Genomic DNA, 22,455 nt, shown 5'->3' on the forward strand with positions numbered 1-22,455 from the left:
CACTATTGATGATTATTCAATAATTTTTGTTTTAAAGTAGCACAGCTAACATTGGCGTATTCATTAAGAATTATCACTTGACTCGAAACGAAATGATTCATCAATCAAATAGTTATCATATCAATTTTGTGCTGGTGGCGATGTCAGCCAGTGCTGGAATAAACCCACCAATACCGTCACATCAATTGGTTTGGTGATATAATCGTTCATACCCGCGTCAAGACATTGTTGTAAATTATTTTGCATGGCATGTGCAGTCATTGCAATAATAATAATCTGTGGATTACGCACCGCATGATTTGCTGCTCGAATATGTCGGGTTGTTTCAAAACCATCCATGCCCGGCATTTGAACATCCATTAACACCAAATCATAGTCATATTGTGCAAGCCGCACCAATGCTTCTATTCCATTATTAGCAATCTCGCAGTCAATATGTAATTTTTTTAGAATAGCACTGGCTACATGCTGATTAATTTCATTATCCTCTACTAATAAGACCCGTTTTTTTTCAGCGACATTCACTTTTGGAAATCTTGACACTTGATCGCCAACAATATCTGACGTTGATTTAACAGCTACTGCCAATAATTGATCTAGCGCCGTGTACAGTGCTAAACGTCGTACTGGTTTATTCAAAACTAAATTAAATTCAAACAACTGATGCGGAGCGCATTTATCCGCAGTTGCCAAGGTCTCTAATAAAACTAAAGGGATATTTGCGAAGCGCATATCAGCACGAATGGTGCGTCCCAGAGCAACGCCATCCATGCCCGGTAGATGCTGATCTACTAACATAATCATACGGTCTAGAACGAATGAACGATGCGAAGATTGATACAACATTTGTAACGCATTCGCTGCATTTGCTGCTTCTAATACCTGTACTCCCCAAGTCAATAACCAGCGACGTAATAGATGGCGTTGATGTAAATTATCATCTATAATTAACACGGCGCTATGTTGCCATGCTGCTATTTTATTTTTATACAACGGTAATAACGAATCGCATTGTTCTAACTGTATTGTGAACCAGAATTGCGAACCCTGCCCTAAAATGCTGGTTACACCGATTGTACCGCCCATTAATTCGGCAAGTTGGCGGGCAATAGCCAAACCAAGACCGGTGCCACCATAGTTGCGCGTATTAGAAGCGTCTACTTGTGAAAACTTTTCAAATAACAAATGTTGTTTATCTATCGGAATGCCAATGCCAGTATCGTGTACGTCAAATCGTAATAAAACGGTGTGAGCAAGATGTTTAACCGTCGTCACCAGTATTAAAACTTCACCCTGACTGGTGAATTTGACGGCATTATTTACTAAATTGGTCAATATCTGTTGCAAACGACCAGCGTCACCACGCAGTGCCGTTGGTACATCATCAGCGCAATCGCATAATAACTCAATACCCTTACTGTGCGCTGATAAGGCAAAATTACTCATTAATGTATCTAGTAGATTTTCTAAATCAAACTCTTCTTTAATTAACTCTAGTTTACCGGCTTCAATTTTAGAAAAGTCGAGAATATCTTTAATTAAATTTAATAAAGATTCGGCGCTAGAATTAGCAACTTCGGCATAATGTCGCTGCTCTGTAGTTAGTGGGGTTGATAATAATAAATCTAGCATACCAATGACGCCATTCATTGGGGTGCGAATTTCATGGCTCATATTTGCAAGAAAGGCACTTTTTGCAGCATTGGCGGCCTGCGCTTGTTGTGCTAATAAATTGGCATATTCAATCGCTTGGCATAATTGTTCGTTCATTTTTCTGACTTGATCTTCAGCGCTGCGCCGCGTGGTTGTATCACGGGCGGCGGCATAAATTAGATCATCCACCATGACTGAGCGCCATTCAATCCAGCGATAAGAACCATCGAGATGCCGATAGCGGTTTTCAAAATTAACAATAGGTTGTTCAACGCACAATTGATTAAATATTTCTAGGGTGCTTTTCAAATCATGTGGATGCACAAAATCAATAAAACGCATTCCACGCAATTCAGCTACTGAATAGCCTAAAACTTCTTGCCATTGTGGATTGAGACGCATAAATTCGCCTTCGGTATTGGCAATGCATAGTAAATCAAGGCTGTTGGTAAAATAGCGGTCTAGTTCTTCATTTTTTTTACGCAATTCTTCAGCGGTTGTCAGTCGTTCTTCTTCGGCTTCTTTTAGATTAGTTTGATCCAAAAGATAGCCGCGAATGTGTGTCACCTCTCCAAGATTATTGCGCTCAACACGATTGTAATCATAAAACCAGAGAAACCTACCTGATTTATTTTGAAAACGATAGAATTGTTCATAAGCATCCTCACCGCTCGCAATGTAATTTTTCACTTCGGCAACAATACGCTCATAATCATCTGGATGAATATGTGTACTCCAATGAAAATTTGGCGACAATAGCTCTGCCACCTCATAATCGATAATTTTAGTGACATTTTCTGATACATAAATGACTGGCCAACCTGGACTTGCTGACCAAACAATAGTTAATACCGGTCCTCCAGAAAATAACTCACGTTCAATTAACAGGTCACGCTGACTGGTGCGTAACGCTGTTGTAATCATTTCATTTTCGTGTAAAGCAGCAGTTAAGCGTTCGGTACGTTCTCGGACTTCATTCTCTAATGCAATGCGATGTTGAAAGAAATAAAAATCGGATAATTGGGCATTTGTTTGTATTTCGTTTTGATGCACCAACACTCGAATCAGTTCGTACAAGCGAGTATTTTCAGCAATTAAATCGGTTGCGGGGCGCTGTGTTTCAATCCAGGTGAAATCTAATGGCGGTAAAGCGTTAGTAATTGGTGATGGTGCTGGGTAATGATGTTGATAACCATATTGATAACAACTGCGCTCTTCGCTACCAAATGCAATGCCGGCGAGGGTTTGATTAACATGAATACCGCACACTTGTTGACCATAACTCATATAACCAACGGTACGATAATGTTGATATAACGCTGTCATCTCAACGATGAGATTGCGACGGCTCACTTCTAATGAACGCAATACGCAAACAAATCCAAGCACTAATTGTAATGCGCCGATGGCATCAGTGAGTTCAGTAAAAGTGGTGGTGGTACAGTCAATTAGGTCATTTAACTGAGCGGTGCGTAATACCAGTCCTTCGTGAATAGCGCAATAAAAGGTTAAACTACCGTCTTCATGGGCGCTTTGAATTGAACGGGCGTAATCACGTCCGCCAATACGCACTAATAAAGGATGTGCTGCAAAACAATCGGGATTGAGTTGTTCAATTGTGACGCCAATCAATTGTGCATATTCTGCGGCTGCGGGACGACCGTTGAGGGTTGTAACTAAACGCCGTTTGGGATCAGCGGCGGTGACAATAATGGCGGTGTTGCTCGGTGCAAAATGTTGGCTATACAAAATACGAAAGGGCAAGGTGGTATGTGCAATCATTAAAACCGCTGCATTGCGATGAAACTGTCCATTGCAAAACACCAAAGTTTCTTTAAACTGAAGATCATCACTGGCGGATGCGCCGACAACGGGAATTGCTCCCAGTGCCTGTTGAAAACAATCAGCAACGCGCTCTTCGCATTGACTTAAGCCATCAATAAATTGTAGTGCAAAACATTGATCAGTTGTAATAAATGGCGCTTTTTTTTGCAATTGTTGATAAAGATATTGTGCAAATTCTTGGGCGGCTGCGGCATCAAAATGATCTAAATCATTTAGTTGTCCAGTAACAATTTGAAATGCAGAATTGGGCAGACTTACCCCAGTTAGAGTGTATTGTTGATAGCCGAGTGGTCCAATTTCGCCCGCTGTAGTACAGCCAATGACGGGAATGGAGCCAAACTGATTATTTAATGCGGTACTTAATTGATCTAAATCGTATTGACTTGAACAAAAGAATAGCACACATGCCATTTCTGGTTGAATTACTGCGGCATGAAGTTCGCAGACCGCATCCCAAGCGTTTTGTGCGCATGATTGTCCAGTGTAAAACAATGCTAGTCTCCTTATTCACGTTTGGTAGTGCGATGCTGCATTCAATGAATAAACGCTCAATGAGTGATTGTTTTTAGCACCCATTCAGTTTATTGTCTATGACAACAAGATCAATGCCCCGCTTTTGTTTGAATGAATCATCAGCGATGATGTTTCGTTTTTTCAATATGAATACTGCCGCCAGTCGGTTATTATGTGAACTGAATTGTTGCGCGGTACAATTCACTGCCGTCATCCATGACTCGTATTTTATTTCAGGTAATTTATATGGATTTATCAATGCTGCCGACCAGTCTTATTGCCCATCCAGATCATGCTGTGGTATGGCATGATAATCAATTATATCTACTCGATCAGCGTGAATTACCGCACACCATCACATTTATTATGTGCAATAGCGGGGCGGCGGTGGCCACGGCTATTCGTGATATGGTAGTACGCGGTGCCCCCGCCATTGGTGTCGCAGTCGCCTATGCCGTAGTATTAGCCGCCCGCGAGCGTTTATTAAATACCACCAACGATTGGCGCGAGCATTTGAATGAAGATTTTGCATTACTTGCTGCTGCCCGCCCGACTGCCGTCAATTTATTCTGGGCATTAAAACGAATGCGCGAGTTTATTGCCACACTTGACCATGTTGATCCATTACCGGCATTGCTCGCCGAAGCTCAACGTATTCACGCCGAAGACATTGCTGCTAATCAAACCCTCGGCGCACTTGGGGCGGCGTTAATTGACACACCGACCGCCATCATAACGCATTGTAATGCCGGCGCATTAGCCACCGGCGGTTATGGCACAGCATTAGGCGTGGTGCGCAGTGCGTTCGCCGCCGGCAATATTCGTTGCGTTTACGCCGATGAAACCCGCCCCTGGCTGCAAGGATCACGCCTCACGGCATGGGAATTGCATGAATCTGGCATCCCCGTCACGGTGCAAGCCGACGTCGCCGCCGCTAGTTTGATGGCACGCGGCGACGTCGGCTGGGTGATCGTCGGCGCAGACCGCATCGCTGCCAACGGCGATGTGTGCAACAAAATCGGCACTTACGGCTTGGCAATATTGGCACGCCATCACGGCGTCAAATTCATGGTCGCCGCCCCGCTGTCAACCGTTGACCTCGACACGCCCAACGGCGCCGCGATTCCCATCGAGGAACGGGCGGCGGATGAAGTACTGTGTTGCGGCGGCCAGCGGGTCGCCCCCGCCGGCGTTGCAGCGCGCAATCCAGTTTTCGACGTCACGCCCGCCGCATTAGTGGATTATATTGTGACTGAATGTGGCGTAATTGCCCAGCCGGATGCTGCAAAATTACACGCTTTATATCAAACAGCGCCTATTGCAATGGATTAAACCCGCGTCATTTTCAATTCACGCGCCCCCGAGTGATGCGGGGGAATTGCATAACAATTTATTTACGGTTAAACCAAATTTGGTACAACGCATGATTGGTATTGTTTAATTAAACCGTACTCGCGGATCAAGCCATAGATAAGCCAGATCGGTCAGCGTATTGACACTCACATAAATTAAACTAATTAGCAAAACGCAGCCCTGTACCACTGGATAATCACGCGCTTTAATCGCCTCAACTAATAAACTGCCAATGCCGGGCCATGCAAAGATCGTTTCGGTAATTACCGCCCCGCCTAATACTCCGCCCAATTGCAACCCTAATACCGTAATAATGGGTAGCCACGCATTGCGCAACGCATGATGCCATAGAACCTGCCATTCAGTCGCCCCCTTCGCTCGCGCCGTGCGTACATAGTCTTCATTCAAGACTTCTAATAAACTTGCCCGCACCATGCGTGCTAATAATGCCGCCAACCCAGTACCAAGTGTCATAGCAGGTAAAATTAAACTCGCCGGACTGTCATTACCGCTAATTGGCAACCAACCCAAGGTTAATGAAAAAATCAAAATCAACATCGGACCTAGCCAAAAGTTCGGCATGGATAAGCCAATCAGTGAAAACGTCATTGCACTCATGTCTAATAACCGTTTATGCTGCTGTGCAGCTAATACGCCTAATGGCAATGCGATACCAATTGCTAATGTCAATGCCGCAATCGCTAATAACACGGTCGCCGGCAACCGCGCTGCTAATAATGTCGTAACACTGCTCTGTTCCTGTAATGACTGACCTAAATCACCCTGTGCTAATCGAGTTAAATATTGCACATATTGAATAGTGAGCGGCTGATCCAATCCTAATTGAGCGCGCAAAGCCGCTTGGTCAACTGCCTGCGCCCGTTCACCTAATAACGCTTCGATTGGATCCCCCGGGATGACATGCAATAATAAAAAAACCAGTGTACACACGCCAAAAATGACAATCACTGTTGCACTCAAGCGTGTGAATAAGACGCGCATTATTAATGCCTTTTTATCTTAATTAGTTTATTGGGTTGCCAATAGTTTTTCGCACAAGTGCGTCCAATTCGCATCATTGAGGGGTGCCTTAGTAGCAATCGCCCATAAATCAAATTCAGCCGCTCGCGCCACCACTGCCACACGCCCAAATCCGGCTGTTTTTAATGCCGTGATTAAAGTATCGCGGGTAAATCCAGTTCGATGTGCCATAAATTGATTACCCGCCGCAATTGAACTACCCAATCCATATAGAATATCCAAAGCCGTAATTACACCAACTGGTGCATGATACAAGGGTGTAGTTAATTGACCCGCCGCGACCTGTGCGCACACGGACTGTAAATCAGGACAAATGATAATAACAAAACCGGTTGGTGTTAATACCCGCCAAAACTCTTTTAATGCAATAGATACCTCATGTGCGTATAAATGCTCAAGATTGTGACGTGAGAACACAGCATCCACAGATTGATTATTTAATACACGTAAATCTGTCATGCTGGCTAATACATCTGGCTTGACATCAGGATCAATATCACACCGAATTTCTAACCATTCATTCGACATAAACAATGGCAACGTGGCTGTGCGATTTTGTTTTCCACAACCAACGTGTAATAACCGTTTAATGGTCTGCGCCTGTGCCGCCCGCTGCATTAACCGTTCACTATAGGCACTTAGATACAGCGTTTCTAAATCCCGCGCCTGTTGCGGCATATCAAATGGGCGGGAATGATCGCGGCGCGTTTGCAAATGCTGCCGTAATGTCGCGCAATAATCGGGGGTATTAGCTAAATAAACGGCGCGCTCTTCGTATTCATCCAACGAGGTGGTTATCAATTCAGCTAAACCAAGAGTGGTTAATAAACTGCCTGCCATGCGTGATGCAAATGACCGTCCACTCAGAGTTAATAACGGCAAACCCATCCAAAGCGCATCATTCGCCGTCGTACCGCCATTGAATGGAAAGGTGTCTAAAAACACGTCCGCTAATGCGTAACGTGCCAAATACACCGGCGGCGCAACTCGTGTTGTGAAAATCAAGCGTTCTGGTGTAATACCCGCCTGTTCTGCTGCCGTTTTCATATTCACTTGTGCTTGCGGATTATCTGCCAATAACCATAAAACTGCGTGTGGAACATGATGAAGGATGCGCATCCAGACGGCAAATAACTCTGGCGTGATTTTATAATTATTATTAAAACAGCAGAATACAAAAGCGTCGGTTGGTAATTGACACTCAGCGCGTTGTTGGGGTGGTGCAACTTCGCGTTGGCGATCACAGACTTGAAAGCAATGCGGCATATACAGCGGTCGTTCACTGTAATAGTTTATTTCTTCTGGCGGAATGAGATAATTGTCTGCAATCACATAATCCAATTCAGGATGACCGCTGGTGCCAGGTAAACCCAAATAAGTGATCTGAACCGGGGCCGGCCGATATGCTAAAACATTTGGACGCGCCCCCGAGGTTAAACCGTGTAGGTCAATTAAAATATCAATTTCCTGATCACGAATACATTGTGCCGCCCGTGCATCGTCCATGTCACCAATACGAATGAAATGATCCATCGCATGAATAATGCGGCGGCGCATGGCGGATCCGTCTTCACGACTCCAACAAAAACCATAGAGTTCAAAGCGATCACGGTCGTGCAGTTCAAATAATTCTGCCATTAACAATGCCACCGGATGCAAGCAAAAGTCGGATGATAAATAACCCAACCGCAGGCGCGGATGTGCATAATCACGCACATTTGTTAATGGCATATCAATCAACGTGACCTTATTGGCAATAAAGCGCTGTGTGCCTTCTAATTGCCATTCAGGATCATCTGTTAATGCTAATGTGGAGAGTGTTGAAGCGGCTTGCCACATTTGCAATGGCGTTAAATCCGCCAATGGAATACAAATTGGCCATGCACATTGTTTTTGCCGTAAATGCAACCAATGCTGTAATACATGCGGCTGATTTGAATCACGCTGTAAACTCTCTGCCAATATTGCTTCAGATGCAGGATACTCTCGTTCTATTTCTAATAATCGTCCAAGATTATTTAACGTGAGCTGGTGTAAAGCAGGGTCCGTGTCTAATAACTCTGGAGGTAATGTTAAAATAGCCCGCCATGTTGCTAATGCCTCATTGGTACGCCCCAATTGCTCTAGTTGTGCGCCAATATTAAACCGGGCTGGTAAAAAATCAGGATAACAAAAAATGGCAGCACGATAGGCTTCAATCGCTTCTTCATGCCGTTTAAGATGCCCTAATTCAACGCCAAGATTAAACCATACAGCATAAGCGGTTGTTACGGAATTAACAGCCAACCACGCTCGGTATAACGCCACCACTTCTTCATTTTTTCGATTGGCTTTTAATTGGTCAGCCAGTTGGAAAAGTTGAGGAATTGTTAATTCAGTCAACGACATTGAAATCACCATTCGCAAAATTATTTATAAAAAGCAGGGCAAAATACGAGTTTATTATCACCGCCAGATAGTTGAGCAAGTGAAGATAGCAATGATCAGGTATTGTGTGTTGTTAAAATAAACCACCTATTTAGCGACCAATATCGGATAGGTGCGCGATAACTGATCGTGCCACGCATATTGACTACGACTGATGCTTGACCACAACAAAGCAATTGGCGCCAATGTTATTAATGACCATAGCAGCCGCCATGCGGCTAATGACCAAGTTAAGTGATACCCATGTTGATTAACAAACTGTATTCGCCACGCTCGCATTCCTAATGTTTGGCGACCATGACTCCAAAAGTATAAATAATATCCTACTATAATTAATAATAGGTAAATTTGCAGTGTCAATCGCCCAACGCCGCTGGTCAAATTATTTCCAGTTAAGCTTTGATATGGAATTAATATGATTGCGGTTGCAATAAATAAAAGACTGGCTAATAATAGCACATCATAGCCAGCACAAAATAATCGCCTTAATCCACTAGGAATAGAATCTGTTGTTATTTGTGACATCTCAATATCCTATTAAATTTACTAAAACAACATTATTTTTTAACCACAATTGATGTTCATACATCACCATAGCGCCCATTTCAAAGTATGCAATTCATGATTAAACTCCCGCGTTTTACTATTAAACCTATCGTATTTCGCTTGCTGCGGCGCATCCCAATGCCCCTCATTGCAATTTTAATTGGTTTAATTGCTGGCTTGGCCGTGTGGGGTGTACTCGATCAAATTCAAAGTCGCGCCGTGCAAAAAATATTTGACCGTGAATTACGCGAGCGTTTGGATTTAAGAGCGCGTGAAACCTTACTGCGGTTTAATCAATATCTGACCAGTTATGCGGCTACAACACGATTATTAGCCAATCATCGTCGCTTGGCGCAGTATTTAGAACCATTATTTTGGTTTCCTGAAAAACATGTTGAACCAATCATTTATGAAGGATCGCGTCCATTTTGGTTGCCAGATTTTTTTGAACGCAATGCGCTATTAACACCTAGCCATGTTTTATTAATAGATACACGCGGATATGTGCGAGAAATTTATCAAGCGAGTACACAAAATTTGCCTAAAGAACTACAGCATGATGTGTCACATTGGTTGAATGAAACAGACGATGTTAAGCAATTAATTATCCAAATTAACTATACACCATATCTTGTGGTGAGTGATAAAATTGAAGACGCGGGCGGTTATACGATGGGCAACTTAGTTGTGATTGTGCCAATTAATGCCGCGTTTTTAACGGCATCTGAAGGAACGCTGTCAGCAGATAATGCTATTGTGGCACTAGTTGATGCTGGAAAACAACAGATTTTAATTAGTACTGAACCACAGCGTTTGCCCACTGGAACAACAATAGATAACTGGCATGATAGTTTTTTAGTGACAACTCAATCATTATTAGGCTACGAAAAATCTGATTGGAATCTATTATTTGCTACCTTTATTCCACAGCATAGTGTCAATCGTATGTCACAGCGCGTGGTGCAATTTGAACGCCGCCAACGTGTGATTGCAGCCGTCGTTTTTATTACTGTATTCACATTAGTCATTTATCTTGTGTCAACACGATTAAATCGCGTTTTGAAACGCATGTCATTATTTTCTCAACGTGCATTAAATATTAAACATCCTGGTTTTCGGCGTGGTGGTAATCAGCTGTTGTTATTAGAAGAATGGATTCAGCACTTTACGCATTTAGTATTGAAAGCGCGTGAAGAAATGCGGCGGCAACATGAAACCGAAATGCGTGAAACCGAAGCATTAAAAGCTGCAATTATGGAGGCGTCATTAGATTCGATTGTCACGATCAATCGCGCCGGACAGGTGATTGATTTTAATCCTATGGCTGAAAAAATCTTACAATTTGATTCAGTCAGCATATTGGGAACAGATTTTATCGCCTATTTTTTGGCGCCATCCGATCAAGAATTATTCAAAGAATTATTACGCAAGTCCGCCCATCATCACCGCCATGTGCATCCGGCACATGCTCGCACTGAATTATACGCCTGTCGTGCTAATGGCCACATTTTTCCTGTAGAGCTTTCTATTGTTCCTATTGATCTTGAAGCCGAACGTTTTTATACTCTTTACATACATGATATTACTAAACGCAAACAAACTGAGCGTGAAATCAAAGGATTAGCGCGTTTTGTCAGTGAAAGTCCTCATCCCATTTTGCGAGTGAATAATGATGGTTTAATTGTCTATGCAAATGTTGCAAGTGAGCCGTTAATTCATGCGTGGTCAACCACCGTTGGTGCAGTTTTACCGCCGCCTTGGCATGATGAAGTCATTGTTGCACTTGCCGATGGTGTAACCCGCGAGCGTGAAGATGATCTTGGCAGTCATATTTATTCGTTATTATTTGTCCCAATTCAAGATTTAAGTTATGTCAATATTTATGCGCGTGATATTACAGCCGTGCGGCGGGCCGAGCAAGAATCACGTCAACATCAAGCCGAATTAGTGCATGTCTGTCGTTTAAGTACGATGGGTGAAGTTGCGACCGGCATGGCACATGAAATCAATCAACCGTTATCGGCAATTGCGAATTATGCGAATGGGTGTATTCGCCGTTTGCAAAGCGGCAGCGGTGAAACAACTTCACTCATTGAAGCAATGAAACATATTGCTAATCAAGCGCAACGAGCGAGTGAAATTATTCGACGTTTGCGGACTTTGGTAGGTAAACAACCGCCTATTCGTTCTGAAGTAGATTTGAATTACCTAGTGCGAGAAGTCTGTAGTTTTGTTGAATTTGAAACTGGACGTTTAGCTATGCAAATTCAATTGGACTTAGCCACTGGTGAAATACCTGTTAATGTTGATTTAGTTCAAATTGAACAAGTTTTATTAAACTTAGTGCGCAATGCGTTAGATGCACTGGCTGACCGTCCAGAGGGTAGCCGCACCCTCACAATTGAAACGGTGTTAAATACGTTGAATGATGATGAAATATGTTATGCCGAAGTGCGGGTGCGTGATAATGGAGATGGTATTTCTCCAGCGCGTATGGCATGTTTATTTGATCCATTTTTCACGACAAAGAACACTGGAATGGGTATGGGTTTACCAATTAGTCAAACCATTATTGAAAATCACGATGGGCGAATTTGGGCAGAATCACAACTTGGTCAGGGTGCGACCTTTTATATTCGGCTGCCCGTTGTCAGACATGATAAAACACTCACCACAGAAACGAGTGACTCTATGACGACGTCCACACCATGATTTTAATCGTGAGTTATTATGATTATGGCAACCATGACCACATTTCAATCTGAATAAAACGGGCAATGCCTTTTGTAAATGCAATTCCTAATGGCATAGTCCGCCCGGCAATTTTTGCATAACCAGTTAATCCTGATTTAAGCGACTGGCGATCGTCATTCGGCAATTCACCTATCACGGTCATTACTTGTCCATAGGGTTTATCAGTGATAATTGGAACAATATCCTTGACTTGTCCATGAAAGATTTGTGCGGGTTGTGACCACAGTTTCAGCGTCACGTTCGCACCAATACTCACATCTGCACTATCAAATTCTGGCACCGCAATTTCAATACGCATATACCGATTATCTTCAACTTCAGCAAATAATTCACCTTCTTCAAGATAATCATTTTGCTTGTTTTTTAATTGCATTGTCACAATTCGTCCGGTCACGGGCATAACAAGTTGTGTGCGCTTTAACTGTTCTAAATAAAAAGTTAATTCCGCTTCAAGGCGTACAATGTCTGCTTGAATAATAGCAATTTGGTGTGGATTGATTTGTGTTTTCAATGTTGCTAATGCCGCTTCGCGTTCAACCACCATGCGCTGGTCAAGGTCACTGACCGCCCGCGCTATTTCGATTTTTTGTAAAGACACTGTACCTTTAGCAAATAAGGTTTCCAGCCGTTGAGTTTCATCACGACTATACCGCGCTTTCAATTGTGCCGTTGCCAGTTGCGCCGCTGCCAAAGCAATCTCTTCAATAGATGGCGTAGTCAATAATTGCTGCATTTCACTCTGTTTTGCTGTTAAAGCAGCTCGAGTGACCGCCACATCTTTGGTTTGGCGATGCTGTGCCAATTGCGCAATTAACGTGCCTCGTTCTAACCATTCACCACCATTAAATAGCACCGTTTCTATTTGTCCGTCCGCTTGCGCCGTCATTTGCATTTTAGCGATGGGAAATAAGGTGAATTCTCCACCAATTTCATACGGATAGGGAATAAATCCCATTCCAATTATTGCAGCAATCCACACTCCGCGCACGACAGAATTGCGTAATAAATGATATTTAGAGCGCGTATGCTGCGTTGGGGGTGTGATTAAATGTGGTGGTACAGATTGGGCAGCATGGGTTGTTTTATGTGATAATAAGTTGGCAATTGATGAATCAGTCGGCTTTAATGATGCGCGCTGTTGATAATGATGTTGGCGTAATAGCGTGACGATGACGTAGCCGATTAACAACAATAAGACAACAACGCCAGTGCCATTAAACCGTGATTCGAGCCAATGGCCAATAAAGACTGTGACAAATACGCTGATGGCAATTAAAAATAAAACAACAGCAATGGCGTAAATAAAATGCCCCATATGATAGCGGGTATGTCGTGTAATTGCGCTGGGGGCGCCGAACCACTGTTGTTTCAGTGCTTGAAATGAACGGGCGCGAAATTCGGGTGCGTTGCCGAATGCAGTAATTAGACGATAGCCGTCGCCTTTTAAGAGTGGATTGAGTGTAAAGAACAGGTTAATACTAATTAAAAAAATTAATTCGGCGCTGGCGGTGGCGAGTAAATGTCCAGATGGGCGGGTAATTAACCATATTAAACCGGCGCCGCCTAATAACCATAATCGCATGATTAAGCCAACGCTGGCTAGTTTAATACGGGCGTGACGAATGAGTGCCGTTGTCGGGATGAGTTGGATATTAAAACGAGGAATTAAACCGAGAATAAAAACAATGCCAAAGCTGGGCGTTGCGACGCCATAGTGACGCGCAATGATGGCATGGCCGAGCTGTGATAATAAGTTAATAGTAAATGCGGTAAAGATGAGGCGAGTAATAATACTGAAGTGTGAAAATGCTGTCGCCAAGTCAAGTCGCAGCATTGACCAATTCAATACAATAGTCAGAATTCCGAATAGAACGACGGGCGTTATGATTAAAAATGCAACAGATTGCAATGGCAATAGCTGTTGATGCAGCCAATCTAATAACGGTTGAGGATTGAATAAATGCCAGCGATTGGGTTGTTGAATAAATGAATCTGACGCCGCCGTTTTATCAGTGAAGGGCGGCAAATGATGTGCTGCTTGCTCTGGCGTAGAATGAGCCGGATTAGGTTGAACTGGTGTTAATAAGCCCCAGTCGTTTAATAATGCTAAAAACTCTGTAATCTCTTCAATGGTGTACTGCGCTTGATATGTCGTATTGACCGCAGTCACAATCTGATTCAAATCAACGGAATGTTGGAATTGTTGTAATAGATAGCACTCCTGCTGACCGAATTCAAATGTTTGCTGTGTTTGGGGATCACGAATAACACAATCGCCCGTATTGGCATTGACACTGAAAACAAGATCATCACGCAGTTGTGACATCTTTTGGCATCATGGCGCTAAAAACTGATCCATTTCTTTAATCGTGATGCGGTGGTCGCCATTGCGATCTACTAACAAAAATGCCTGCTGTCCAGCGAGCGTTGGAATATCACGCCATTCAATAATCCCATCACCATTATGATCCAATTGTCCAAGCCGATAAGCAATGTGATTGCGATTGATTGATGAAGAGATGCCGCGATAAGCTGCCCGCTGCTGTGTTGTAGGTTTATTCAATTGGTTGGGCAAAACAGTATCATTTAAGCTGGATAATTGACCATGCAACCGGCGCAAATACTGCATCACAACTTTATTTAAATCAGAATATAAAAACTGTGACATCAATTCAGCGTGACTGAATTCTTCAAAATGCCGATGTTGAATAGTGACACCTTTTGCTGTGAGTTTGTTTTTGAAATGGTTGCTCATGCGATTAGAAAAAGTCTGAGGACCATCGTGCATTCGGCCGGAAGAAATCAATAAAAACTTGAGCCGTTGGGTCTGTTCGGTCAGATATTCTGAGGGTGAAAACTCGCGTTGCTGTGTTGCCGTTCGGCCAAATAAAGTTTCTAATTGCCGCGCCCGTGTTGTTTCATTCCAACCACCAACATCTTCTGTTGCTAATAATTGAAAGGCTTTTGGCACATCGTATTGCGGTACATCCATTCCAATCACACCCGCAATCATTTGAGGCGTGAGGTTCACGCGGCTTAAATAACGCTTATCCATTGCAATTAACGTCGCCAAATGCGCCCCAGATGAATAGCCCCACAGCACCATCTCTGTATTCTTGCCGCCGTATTCTTTAATATGTTGATGTATCCAACGCAAACCATGCGCAATATCGGTTGCCATGTCGGCTAAACCAATCGATTGGTCTTCACTTGCAAGGCGGAAGTTTAATGCGACAAATACATAGCCGCGTTGCACAAAATACTGTGGTATTTCGGCGTTATTTTGATTGCGTAAATTGGCTTTATCACCACCTGTCCAATTGCCACCGTGAATAAACACAATCACCGGGTTTAATGCCGCAGTGGCGCTGGTTTTTTCGGCGTAAAATACGTCCAATTGGTTGAATCCAGACGCTGATCTGGCCGCAGTATCATAGCGAATATCTGTTTTTATGCGCATTTGCGGAGTAGGTACCGTCGCGCCGGCGGTGGCGCAGCCAGTTAATAAGACATTGCTATTGACAATAAGAATACTCACAATGAACAGCGTAAATTGCCAATGATTCATCTTGCTATTAAAACTGAGCATGATCGCTTTCCTCGTGGTTAATTGCCATCAATGATGTTTATCAAGATCGAATTCAATCGTATTGCCCTGTTTAATTCATCAGTTGTGACGCGATAGGTGGTGTACATTCGCTATTTTCCGTTGTGTCAATTCATGTTAGAAAGCGGGCGTGATTCATCATTACGACGGCATCTGTTGCACGGCATACGCCGCCTGCTCGGCAATGGTTTGCAATCGATAGACATCACGCGGCGTTAATTGCAAGCCCGCTTCATTGGCACGGACAAGCATTTTAATACTCAAAATTGAATCGCCACCCAATTCAAAAAAGTTATCGTGAATACCGACCTGTTCTATTCCTAATACCAGCGCCCAAATCTTGGCTAATGTCTGTTCTACTTCGGTGCGCGGTTCAACATAATTCGCCGCCGCGTATTCAATTGGCGTGGTGGCGAGTTGGTTTAATAATGCAGCACGATCAAGTTTATCATTCGCCGTGCGCGGCAGGGCGGGCAGGTTAATAAAACGTTGTGGAATTAAATAATCCGGCAACCGCGGCGCGAGGAATTGATGATAATTCGGCGGCGCATCCGTCGGGTTCATTAACACAATAAACGCCGCTAAACTCGCGCTATTTGCCGCCGGCGGTTGCCAGGCTAATACAATTGCTTGGGCAATCGCGGGATGTTCATTTAATACCGCCGCCACTTCGCCCGGCTCAACGCGATGCCCACGAATCTTAATTTGTTCATCCGTCCGCCCGCAGAATTCTAATTGCCCATCATTTAACCAGCGCACCAAATCACCCGTGCGATACAGCCGCGCTGCGGGTTCTGAATTGAATGGATCGGGAATAAACCGCTGCGCAGTTAATTCCGGTTGTTGCCAATAGCCGCGTGCCAAATGCGCCCCGCCCAAATACAATTCTCCAATTAACCCGAGCGGTAACAATTGCTGGTTTTCATTTAAAACCTGTGCAATCACGCCCGGCAGCGGCCGCCCGAGTGGCGGTTTTTTGTCTAATGACCAATCCCACGCCAGCGTTGCGCCAATCGTGGTTTCCGTCGGTCCATAACCATTTAATAACCGCCGCCCGCGCCCCCAGCGTTGCGCTAATTCAATTGATAAACTTTCACCGCCAACGCTAATGGTGGTTAATTCGGGTAATTCAACATCATTCGGGCAGGCGGCTAATACCGCTGGCACGAGCGTGGCGGTGGTGATGCGTTGATCGCGCAATAGGTGAATTAAACCCGCGCCGGGCAGCAGTGCTTCACGCGGGGCGAGGTAGAGCGTCGCGCCAGCACCGAGCGTGCGGCAGATTTCGCCGAGCGACGCATCAAAACTCAGCGCGATGGTGGCGAGTACCCGCTGATCGGAGGTGAGCCGAAATCGCGGGATTTGGGCGCGAATGACCCGCGTTAAGCTGTGATGTTCGACCATCACGCCTTTGGGGCGGCCGGTCGAGCCGGAGGTGTAAATCAGGTACGCCAATTGGTGCGGGTTGACGTGATTTGATAACGCGGTGGCGGTGGCGGGCATTTCTCCCTCACCCCAACCCTCTCCCGCTGGGAGAGGGAGTGCTACCCAATCCGCTGGGAGTGAAATCACCGCCGCCGTCACCTCGGGCAACTGATCGCGCACGGCGTCACTGGTCACGATCACCGCCGGCCGGGCATCGTCAAGCAACCACGCCAGCCGCTCGCTCGGCAAGTTGGGATCGAGCGGCAAATAGACGCCACCGGCTTTGAAAATCGCCAAAATCGTGACAATTGCCGCCGCGCCGCGTTCCAAAAACATCCCGACCACTTGCTCAGGTTGCAACCCGCGTTCCAACAACTGCGCGGCCAGCGACGTGGCGCACTGGTCAAGTTGCGCGTAACTCAACTGCTGATCCGCCCCCCACGCCAGCGCCGCGTGATCGGGTTGCACCTGCGCCTGTTCGGCAATCAACTGGTGAATGCAGGCGGGCGGTTCGGCGGCGAGCGCGGCAAATGTCGCCTCGTTCACCTGACCACGACTGAACTGGTGCAACTGTTCGCGCTCGGCCGCGCTGATCAAACTGGTCGGGGCGAGCGGCACCTCGGGCTGTTGCGTGATCGTGACCAGCAACGTCAGCCAGTGATTCACCAGCCGCTGCATCGTGCTGCGCTCGAACAGATGCGGGCTGTAACGCAAATCACCTGTCAAGCCGTGCGGCGTTTCGGTCAAGGTCAGCGTCAAATCAAAATAGATCGCCGCGCCGGCCGCACCGCTCATCTCAGACTCGCCCTCTCCCAGCGCGAGCGGGTCGGGGTGCGGGAGAACCGCGGCCGGTAATGCTGATCCCGCGCCAGCACCACTCCCGCCACCGTGCGGCAGGGTTTGCAGCACCAGCAACACCTGCACCAGCGGCTGGGCGTGCAAATCCCGTTGCGGCGCCAGCTCGTCCACCAGTTGCTCGAACGGCAAATCTTGATGGGCGTAGGCATCCAAACAGGTTTGCTTGACCTGCTGCAACAGGTGCCGAAAACTCGGCGCACCGGACAAATCGCTCCGCAGCGCTAACGTGTTGACAAATAAACCAATTAAGCCTTCCAACTCGGCGCGGTTGCGATTGGCGACGGGCGTGCCAACCACCACGTCGGTTTGTCCGCTGTAACAGCGCAGCAGCCACTGGAACGCGGCCAGTAGCACCATGAACAGCGTCGCCTGTTCCAATTGCCCGAGCGTGTGCAGGCGCTGGGTCAGGGCGGTATCCAAGTTGAGCGCCACGCGGGCGCTACCGTTCGGGGGCGTGGCGGTGCGCGGGTGATCGGTCGGCAAGGTCAGTGGCACGACGCCGGCGAGTTTTTGTCGCCAATAATCAAGCAGTTGCTGGCGCGATTCGCCGTGCAGTAACTGCCGCTGCCAGATGGCGTAGTCGCGGTATTGCAGCGGGAGCGGTGGCAGTTGCGCGACCTGACCGCGGCGGGCGGCGGTGTAAAACTGCAACAGTTCACGGCGCAGGATCGCCAGTGACCAGCCGTCGGTGATGATGTGATGTAACGCGACGAGCAGCAGTTGGTGCGTTGGTTCAAGCAGCGCGGCGGTGATGCGCAGCAGCGGCCCCGTCGCCAAATCAAACGGTTGCGCCATGATCTGTAGCCGCAACCGTTGCAACGCGGCGCGGTGTTGCACGCGGGCGACGTGGGTAAAGTCCAACAGTTGGAGCGGCGGCGGCAGTTCGGGCAAAATCCGTTGCACCGGTTCGGCGTTGTCGTCCAAACCAAACACGGTGCGCAGAGTTTCGTGCCGTTGCACCAGCGCGGTGATCGCCTCGCGCAGCGCCAGCTCGTCAAATTGCCCCGTCAAGTTGATCGGGATGAGCGTGGTGTAGAGCGGACTGCCGGGGGCGAGTTGCGCTAAAAACCACAGCCGCTGTTGCCCGAACGATTGCGGAGCGCGGATTTCACCGCTCGCGTCGGTCGTGACCAATTCCGTCGCCAGGAGCGGCAGGTCAGCATCGGCAGCAAAGTGCGGATCGTCACGGTGACTGTCTAACCACGCCGCGACGCTGGCCACCGTGCCGTCGTCCAAAATCACCGCGAGCGGAATTTGCAACTGGAACTGGTCGCGCAGCCGCGTCATCACCTGCGTCGCCAGCAGCGAATGCCCGCCCAAATGAGTGAAGCGGTCGTCAACGTTGAGATGCGGCTGGCGCAGCACGGTTGACCAAATTTCGGCCACGCGCTGCTCGGTGGCGGTAGTCGGCGAGCGCGGCGCGGTGTCAGTCGCTGACTGGTGCTGGCGCTCGGTGAAATCAGTATTCGGATCAGGCAACGCCTGCCGATCTAATTTGCCACTCGGCGTCAGCGGCAGGCGTTCGAGTGGAATCAACCGCGCCGGCACGAGGTAGGCGGGGAGTTGCTGCTGCAAAAACTCCAGTACCGGCAATGGATTAGGCGGCGCATCCGCTGACGCCGACGGGTCAGCCGCGTACACGACAAACGCCACCAGTTGCTGCTGCGCGGTCGCCACCACTGCCGCCTGCGCAATGGTGGGATGTCGCCGCAAAACGGCTTCAATTTCGCCCAACTCGACGCGATACCCGCGAATTTTCACCTGTTGATCGGTGCGCCCGAGCAATTCCAACTGCCCGTCGGGTCGCCAGCGAGCGCGATCACCGCTGCGGTAACACGCCGTGCCACGCTGCGGCTGGAACGGGTCGGGAATGAACCGCTCGGCCGTCAATCCGGGGTGTCCGAGGTAGCCCAGCGTCACGCCGTCACCGCCGATCACCACCTCACCGGCCACGCCGATTGGCACAGAACGTCCAGCAGAATCAAGCACATAGATTTGGCAGTTGGCGAACGGCCGCCCGAGCGGCGCGGGATGTTCACAATTGCGCCCGAGCGCGGCGTAGCGCGTCACATCCCACGTCTCGCTCGTGCCGTACACATTCACTAATAAACGGTCGGGTAATTGCGCGGCAAAGCGTTCGGATAAATCAGCGGGTAATGGCTCGCCACTGCAAATCCATTGCTGTAAATGCGGTAAATGCTGCGCAATTGCGGCATCGGTATCTAATAAACTGCGCAATAATGACGGCACCAAAACCAATCGCGTCACACCCGCAGCCGCCAATGTTTTAATTAACAACACGGGATCACGCGCTGTCGTTTGGTCAATTAACCGCGTCGGGCAATTCCAATGCCAAGCGTAAAATAACTCCCAAATCGAATCAATAAAATTGAATGATGTTTTGGCGGCTAACACTTCATTCGGCCGCAATGGTTCTGGTTCAATAAACAACCGATTAACCGCCACGCGATGCGGCAATAAAGCGCCCTTTGGTTGACCGGTTGATCCCGACGTATAAATCACCACCGCCACGCGCTCGGCATAATTATTTGTATCGGGCGGCAAATTATCTGCTGGCGCGTCGGCCCATAAATGCGCATCCTGATCGAATTGAATCACCTGCACCGCAGATTGGGTCAAGTTTAATTCACGATGCAGCGCGGTTAATGCCGTTTGCGTTAATAACCAATGCACCCCGGCGTCGGCTAACATAAATGCCAAACGCGGCGCAGGATAATCGGGATCCAATGGCACATACCCGCCGCCTGCTTTTAAGATTGCTAATAACCCAATCACCGCGGCCCGCGAGCGTTCAATTGCCAAGCCGACCAGCGCATCCGCCGTCACGCCCAGCGCCCGCAAATAATACGCGAGTTGATTGGCCTGTTGATTCAGCGCGGCAAAAGTCAATTCACCGTCATTATCTATCACCGCAATTGCATTGGGCGTCCGCGCTGCGGCTAATTCAAAAACTTGATGCAAACCCAATTGACGCGGGTAATCAACTTGCGCATGATTCCATTGCGTGATAATGACAGCCGCTTCCGCTGCTGACATGAGCGGCAATTTACCCAATTGCTGCGTGGAATGCGTGGTTAATACGGTTAAAAACCATTGCACCTGCTGCAATAACCGCATGAGCATTTCCGCGCCGTAGTATTGCGTGTGCGCCGTTAAAGTTAATCGCAACGCGGCCGGCGTTTCAAAAACCATCAATGACAACGGAATACTGGTAAAACTCAGCGGCGCATTCGCTTGATTCACATTGTCAATTGCCGGTGCGCCGCCGTTTAATGCTTGACTATTAAAGGTGACGAGCGTATTAAACAGCGGCACGTTGGCGGGTAATTCACTCCAGGTTTGAATCTGCGCGGGCGGCGTGTGTTCATAGGTTTGGACAGTTAATAATTGCGAATGCAGCGCGCTCAACCAATCGGCCACCGACTCCTGCCAATTCAATTGCACACGCACCGGCAACGCATTAATCAATAATCCAATCATCTCGGTTAAATCGGGATAATTCACCGACCGCCCCGAAAAAGTGGCGCCAAATACCAAATCACGCTCGCCACTCCATAATTGTAAAAGCAACGCCCACGCCGCTTGCAATACGGTATTGATGGTTAAATGTAATTGTTGCGCCAGCGATTGAATGGCCATTGTCAGCGCCGCTGGCAAGACTAATTCTTGACTAATAAACGGCTGTGCTGGATGGGCAGTAGCGGTGCGTTTTATTAACCCCGGCAAGGGCGTGGGTGAAATAAAACCGCTGAATTGTTGCCGCCAAAACTGTTCAATTGGCGTGAAATCTTGCGCTGTCAACCACTGCGCGTATTCACCAAATGATGGTGGCGGCGGCAATTGTAACGAGCGCTGTTGGCGAATAGCAATGTAATGCCGCTGCACATCGCGCTGTAATAATCCACCCGACCAACCGTCAAATAACGCATGATGATGGCTTTTAATTACCGTCCAGCGCCGCGCATCGTGTTGAATTAATAACAGGCGCAATAACGGCGGTTCAGTTAAAATAAAACCGCGCCGCCGATCTTGTAATAACAGCGTTTTTAATTGCTGCCGCTGGGTTAATTCGGACAATTCACGCCAATCAAGTTGGGTGATTTGCAAGTCAGCGTGATGATACACGACCTGCATTAAATAGGTGTCATCTTGCCATTGAAACGCGGTGCGCAAAATGGCATGGCGCGTAATGATCTGCTGCCACGCGGTCGTGAAGGCCGGCACGTCAAGATCATTCACGCTTACCGCTAATTGTTGAAAAAATAAACCCGCGTGCGGCGCTTGCAAGGTTTGTAATACCATGCCCTGTTGCAATGGTGAAAGCGGATAAACTGCTTCAATTGCGGGATTGGAGGTTAATTGAGTTGAATCGCAGCCGTGCATTGTGTGCCTGACAGTGAAGAATAAAAATC

General features: G+C 47.2%; 9 protein-coding genes. 2 read left to right on the forward strand and 7 right to left on the reverse strand.

Going from position 1 to position 22,455, the window contains the following annotated elements; all coding sequences use genetic code 11:
- Positions 1–120: 120 nt before the first annotated feature.
- Complete coding sequence (locus HUK38_RS05550) at positions 121–3,990, reverse strand: FIST N-terminal domain-containing protein (RefSeq protein WP_182583306.1); 3,870 nt, start codon at positions 3,988–3,990, stop codon at positions 121–123.
- A 279-nt stretch (positions 3,991–4,269) separates the two neighbouring features.
- On the opposite strand from HUK38_RS05550, the gene mtnA reads away from it, so the two are divergent.
- Positions 4,270–5,343: an S-methyl-5-thioribose-1-phosphate isomerase gene (gene mtnA, locus HUK38_RS05555; RefSeq protein WP_182583393.1), complete on the forward strand. Its 1,074-nt coding sequence runs from the start codon at positions 4,270–4,272 to the stop codon at positions 5,341–5,343.
- Positions 5,344–5,448: 105 nt separating this feature from the next.
- On the opposite strand, the gene nikB is transcribed toward mtnA, so the two are convergent.
- The 3 genes from nikB to HUK38_RS05570 form a co-directional block, all read right to left on the reverse strand.
- Complete coding sequence (gene nikB / locus HUK38_RS05560; protein ID WP_182583308.1) at positions 5,449–6,366, reverse strand: nickel ABC transporter permease; 918 nt, start codon at positions 6,364–6,366, stop codon at positions 5,449–5,451.
- A 27-nt stretch (positions 6,367–6,393) separates the two neighbouring features.
- Positions 6,394–8,793, reverse strand: coding sequence for an O-linked N-acetylglucosamine transferase family protein (locus HUK38_RS05565; RefSeq protein ID WP_182583310.1), 2,400 nt, complete (start codon positions 8,791–8,793; stop codon positions 6,394–6,396).
- 126 nt (positions 8,794–8,919) lie between these two features.
- Positions 8,920–9,357, reverse strand: coding sequence for an RDD family protein (locus tag HUK38_RS05570; RefSeq protein ID WP_182583312.1), 438 nt, complete (start codon positions 9,355–9,357; stop codon positions 8,920–8,922).
- Positions 9,358–9,516: 159 nt separating this feature from the next.
- On the opposite strand from HUK38_RS05570, the gene HUK38_RS05575 reads away from it, so the two are divergent.
- Positions 9,517–12,090, forward strand: coding sequence for a PAS domain-containing sensor histidine kinase (locus tag HUK38_RS05575; protein WP_182583394.1), 2,574 nt, complete (start codon positions 9,517–9,519; stop codon positions 12,088–12,090).
- A gap of 22 nt (positions 12,091–12,112) precedes the next feature.
- Here HUK38_RS05575 and HUK38_RS05580 read toward each other — a convergent pair whose 3' ends face one another.
- The 3 genes from HUK38_RS05580 to HUK38_RS05590 all read right to left on the reverse strand — a co-directional run bounded on the left by HUK38_RS05580 (position 12,113) and on the right by HUK38_RS05590 (position 22,426).
- Positions 12,113–14,458: an HlyD family secretion protein gene (locus tag HUK38_RS05580; protein ID WP_182583314.1), complete on the reverse strand. Its 2,346-nt coding sequence runs from the start codon at positions 14,456–14,458 to the stop codon at positions 12,113–12,115.
- A gap of 9 nt (positions 14,459–14,467) precedes the next feature.
- On the reverse strand, positions 14,468–15,721 hold the full coding sequence (locus tag HUK38_RS05585; RefSeq protein WP_182583316.1) for an alpha/beta hydrolase: 1,254 nt from the start codon (positions 15,719–15,721) through the stop codon (positions 14,468–14,470).
- 159 nt (positions 15,722–15,880) lie between these two features.
- Positions 15,881–22,426, reverse strand: coding sequence for a non-ribosomal peptide synthetase (locus HUK38_RS05590; protein ID WP_182583318.1), 6,546 nt, complete (start codon positions 22,424–22,426; stop codon positions 15,881–15,883).
- Between the last annotated feature and the right edge of the window lie 29 nt (positions 22,427–22,455).

Source organism: Thiospirillum jenense, assembly GCF_014145225.1.
GTDB lineage: Bacteria > Pseudomonadota > Gammaproteobacteria > Chromatiales > Chromatiaceae > Thiospirillum > Thiospirillum jenense.